Genomic DNA, 4,698 nt, shown 5'->3' with positions numbered 1-4,698 from the left:
AGGCGGGGGCCACCCCCATCGAGCTCGCGCGCGCCAACGCCCCCGGCAAGCGCGACACCAACACGAGCCTCACCAACTCCTTCCCCAAGTGGGCCCCCTTCCTCTACCAGCGCACCCGCGACGAGGGCTCACGGCTTCAGTGGTTCACCTTCTCCTCCACCCGCCAGTACGGGCTGCGCAGCCCGCCCGCCGGTGGTGACTCCCCCGAGAACTCCAGTGGCACCCTGCTGTGGATCGCCGCCGTCGACCCGGACAAGGTGGCGCTCGGCCAGGACCCCAGCTACCCCGCGCTCGTCCTGCCCATCCAGGACCTCACCACCTCCAACCACATCGCGCAGTGGACGAAGGAGGTCGTCCCCGTCATCCGCTAGGCGTCCGGGACCCACGGCATCACAGAGCGGCCGGTGGCCTCTCCTTCTCGCGAGGAGGGGTTGCCGCCCATGTCTTTGCCCGTGTCCTTTCCCGCACCGACCCCGGCCCGGAGTGCCGAGCAGGCCGACGGGGGAATTTTGCCGCTCCGCCAACTGTGCAGAGTCCGCGTGAATTCATCTCGTACTCGCTTGCCCCTCAGCCGTTCAGCCCTCCTCATCCTCGTCGCCGCCCTGCTGCTCGTCGCGCAGTACGCGATGGCCGCGCCTGACTCCAGGCCGTCCTCCGCCCTCGTGGATCTCACCTCCCGGGGCTTCAGTGGCGCCCTGCGCGCCGTCGTCGTCCGCCCCGGCGAGTCCCTCCAGCCCTACCTCTCCGCTCCCCAGGACCTCAAGGAAGCGCGCTGGCTCGCTTTCGGCGCCGACACCCAGGCCTCCGCCTCCATCACCGCCGAGGGCCTCAAGGCCCCTGGCCAGCCGGGCGTCTGGACGCTCGCGCCCTCCCAGCAGGGTACCGGGGCCGGCTCGCATGCCGTCATCACCCCCGTCCACTTCGACGGCTCGACGACCCAGCTCAACGGCTACCGCATCGGCCGCTGGCCGGCCCGCTCCGCCGGCCGCTCCGGTCGCTATGCCCCGCCCGAGCTCCTCATCGAGGTGACGCGGCAGAACCAGGACTTCGCCGTCTCCGAGCACTTCCGCCTCCGCAACTTCCTCACCAAGGACCAGGCCAACGTCTGGCCCAAGTACCTCGTGCTCGACCTGCGGCTGGTGGACAAGTTGGAACTCGTGCTCCAGGAGCTGCGCGCCATGGGCTACCAGGGCAAGGGGCTCCATGTGATGAGCGGCTTCCGCACGCCCCAGTACAACGGACCCGGCGAGGGCGGTCGCGCCAAGTTCAGCCGCCACACCTACGGCGACGCGGCCGATGTCTGGCTCGATGACGATGGGGACGGGCAGATGGACGACCTCGATGGCAACGGGCGCGTCGACGTGAAGGACGCCGAGGTGCTCGCCCGCGCCGTCGACCGCGTGGAGCAGCGCGTGCCGGACCTCGTCGGCGGCTACGGCGTCTACCGCGCCAACCGCGTCCATGGGCCCTTCGTCCACATCGACGTGCGCGGCACCCCCGCCCGCTGGAGCAAGCGCTAGCCCTCCAGCGCCCGCCGGACCGCCCAGTCTCTCTGGTACAGGTCCGGCCGGAACTCCACCCGGCCCTCGTCGTTCACGAAGGCCGTCCAGTAGAGCAGGTACACCGGCACCGGCGCGGGCAGCTCCACCCGCCGGGGCTTGCCTCCCTCCTCCATCGCCGCCTCCAGCGACTCCTGCGTCCAGCCCTCGTGGCCTCGCAGCATGAAGTCCGCGAGCTTCACCGGCTCGGACACCCGGACGCAGCCGTGGCTGAAGGCCCGGCTCGCCTCCTCGAAGAGCTTGGGGTTGGGCGTGTCGTGCAGGTAGATGGAGAAGCGGTTGGGGAAGATGAACTTCACCCGCCCTAGCGGATTGGACTCTCCCGGCGCCTGCTGGAAGCGATAGGGGCCCTGCCCCGCCTCCGTCGCGCTCCACTCCACCGCGTGCGGGTCCACCTCCTGCCCCGTGGTGCGGTCGATCACCTTCAGCCCCAGCTTCCCGGCCGCCCCCGCGTCCTCCCGCAGCTTCGGCAGCACCTCCTCCTCGGTGATCTGCCGAGGCACGTTCCACTCGGGGTTGAGCACCAGGTACTCCACCTCGTCCTCGAAGACGGGCGTGCTCCAGTCCGGCTCCCCGATGATGACCGGCATCCGCAGCACGGTCTGGCCCTGATCCACCGCCTCCAGCTCGAAGGCTGGCAGGTTCACCATCACGTACCGCTGCTCCAGCTGCCTCGGCGCCCAGCGCCAGCGATCCAGGTTCACCCGCAACTGGGCGATCCGCTCCTCCACCGGCACCCGCAGCGCCTTCAGCGTCCCCTTCCCCACCTTCCCGTCCACCGGCAACCCGTGCCGCCGCTGGAAGGTCTTCACCGCCTCCTCCAGCTCGGCGTCGTAGAACTCCTCCGATGACGGTTCCCGGGGGGACTGCGGCGCCTCCTCTTCCATCGCCGTGCGGACGAGATCGCCCACCAGCGCGGCCACGCCCACGCCTGGAGCCCCCGGGTACAACGGTCGCTCCTCCGGTGCCGCTGGCAGGTCTCCCGTGACGCGCAACCGCTCCCGCAGCACCGCCACCCGGGGGTCCCATATCCCCCGCTCCAGCGGCCCTCCCTCCGGTACCAGCGGCCAGCCTCCGGCGGCGGCGATGGCCCGGTAGCGCGCGAGCGCCTCCCGAAGTCGCACGAAGCCAGGGTGGCTCGGACAGAGGCCCCGCAGCGTCCCGGGCAGATCCCCACTCGCGAGCGCTCCCTCCAACAGCGCCGACAGGTCCACCACGCCCGGTGGCTTCGTCCGCCACCTGAGGCCCTGAGAGGTCACCTGTCCTGAGAGGAGATGCGAGGCGTAGGTGAGGAAGCTCGACGTGAGCCGCAGCTCCACCCGCACCCACGTGTCCTCTGGCCCGCCACCGAGCGACAACTGGCGCAGGTCCTCGTTCAGCTCCGAGACGAGGTAGCGCTCCGGCCGGAGGCCCTCCTCCTCCGCCTCCTGGAGCGCCTCGAGGTACTGCCCCGCCTGGGGTCGCACCGCGCCGTCATAGGAGAACCACGCGGGCTGGAAGCCCCGCGTCTCATAGAAGAGCAAGAGGGCCTTGCTGGTGCGCTCCCCTGGTGACCGCGCCACCTGTTGCCGCACCGCGGACTCGAAAGAGGGAGGTGTCCTCTCCGCCGCGAGGACGGGCAGCCCAAGTAGCAACCACCAGAAGAAGAGCCAGGTGCGCATGGGACGACGGTAGGCACCCCTGGAGTACGAGACAGGCAAGCCGACTCGTCCGCTCGCTCCCTTGACTGTCCAGGTCCGGAGCTACCCCGCCAACCAAGCCTTGACTGAACGTCCTTTCAGCTTCACCCTGGGAGTGTGAAGCCTCGTCCCATCTCCAACCCGCCCAACCCCTGGGACACCACCGCGGTGGAGTACCTGGAGGAGATTCCTCCCTCCAAGCTGGAGGTGCTGGAGGACCACAGCCGCGAGGTGCTCTCGCGCAACGACAGCCCGGACGTCGGCTTCAGCTGGAGCATCAACGCCTACCGGGGCTGCCTCCACGCGTGCGCGTACTGCTACGCGCGGCCCTACCACGAGTACCTCGGCTTCGGCGCCGGCACGGACTTCGAGACGAAGCTGGTGGTGAAGCCCCGCGCCCCGGAGCTGCTGCGCGCGGCCTTCGAGCGCCCGAGCTGGAAGGGCGAGACGGTCGCCTTCAGCGGCGTCACCGACTGCTACCAGCCGCTGGAGGCCTCGCTGCGCCTCACCCGCGCCTGCCTGGAGGTATGCGCCGAGTACCGCAACCCCGTGGGCATCATCACCAAGGGGCCCCTCATCGAGCGGGACCTGGACGTGCTCCAGACGCTCGCGCAGGAGGCACGGGTGTCGGTGTGCATCACCCTGCCCTTCCACGACGAGCAGGTGGCGCGCGCCATGGAGCCCTACGTGGCCACGCCCCGCAGACGGCTCCAGACTATCGAACGGTTGGCGGCGGCGGGCATTACCGTGGCGGTGGCCGTGGCGCCCGTCATTCCCGGGCTCAACGACGAGGACATGGTGCGCGTCCTCACCTCGGCGCGCGAGGCCGGAGCCACCCGGGCCTTCTACACGCTGCTGCGGCTGCCCGGCCCGGTGCAGAAGGTCTTCGAGGAGCGCCTGCGCGAGAAGCTCCCGCTGCGCGCCGAGCGCGTGCTGCACCGCATCCGCGAGACGCGCGGGGGCGAGCTGAATGATCCGCGCTTCCGCACCCGCATGCGGGGCGAGGGGCTCTACGCGGACACCATCCACAAGCTCTTCCACACCACCGCGCGCCGCGTGGGGCTCAACGACGCGTGGGGCGCGGAGGACGAGGAGAAGCAGAGCCCCTTCCGCCGCCCCATGAAGTCGGGCACCCAGCTCAGCTTCTTCTGACCGTCAGCCTCCGCGGAGTTGGAGCAGGGACGTCTCAAGGCGTGTACGGCCATCCAAGTGGCGGGACGCTCAAGGCGGGAAAAAACCAGCGTGCTGGGCCTTACCGCTCGGGAGGCTTGACGTGACCCGTCTGGCATGGCGAGTGCTCTCTGTCCGACCGCACGCACTGCTTCAATACGCCGTGCATCGAGCGAACCCCATGCACCGAAGACTCCTCAAAGTCCTTCTTCCTCTCTGCCTTCTGGGCAGCCCTGCCTGCATCAATCTTCCCGACATCGAGACGCCCAGCCAAACGGTCGGCAACTTCG

4 protein-coding genes are annotated in these 4,698 nt (G+C 69.8%); 3 read left to right on the top strand and 1 reads right to left on the bottom strand.

From position 1 onward, the window contains the following. Both VF794_RS18710 and VF794_RS18705 read left to right on the top strand, forming a co-directional pair. Positions 1-371, top strand: a 371-nt coding sequence (locus VF794_RS18710) for a hypothetical protein (RefSeq protein WP_331112286.1), incomplete at its 5' end; no start/stop codon positions are given. A gap of 168 nt (positions 372-539) precedes the next feature. Then, positions 540-1,520 (top strand): D-Ala-D-Ala carboxypeptidase family metallohydrolase, encoded by a 981-nt coding sequence (locus VF794_RS18705; protein ID WP_331112284.1) that lies wholly within the window; start codon positions 540-542, stop codon positions 1,518-1,520. Here the strand turns inward: VF794_RS18705 and VF794_RS18700 are convergent. Then, a complete protein-coding gene (locus VF794_RS18700; RefSeq protein ID WP_331112282.1) occupies positions 1,517-3,220 on the bottom strand; it encodes a L,D-transpeptidase family protein in 1,704 nt (567 codons plus the stop codon). The genes VF794_RS18705 and VF794_RS18700 overlap by 4 nt on opposite strands. A gap of 135 nt (positions 3,221-3,355) precedes the next feature. Between VF794_RS18700 and VF794_RS18695 the strand changes: the two genes are divergently transcribed. After that, positions 3,356-4,390 carry a PA0069 family radical SAM protein gene (locus VF794_RS18695; protein WP_331112280.1) on the top strand — a complete coding sequence of 345 codons (1,035 nt, stop codon included), beginning with the start codon at positions 3,356-3,358 and terminating at the stop codon, positions 4,388-4,390. The last annotated feature ends 308 nt before the right edge of the window (positions 4,391-4,698 follow it).

Origin of the sequence: Archangium sp. (assembly GCF_036389735.1) — a bacterium.
GTDB lineage: Bacteria > Myxococcota > Myxococcia > Myxococcales > Myxococcaceae > Archangium.
Note: the sequence above shows the minus strand (reverse complement) of the source record. Positions and strands in the feature narration are given on the sequence as shown.

Excerpts from the sequence above, each read along its gene's own strand:
- VF794_RS18700 (WP_331112282.1), bottom strand. The coding sequence starts at position 3,220 with ATGCGCACCTGGCTCTTCTTCTGGTGGTTGCTACTTGGGCTGCCCGTC.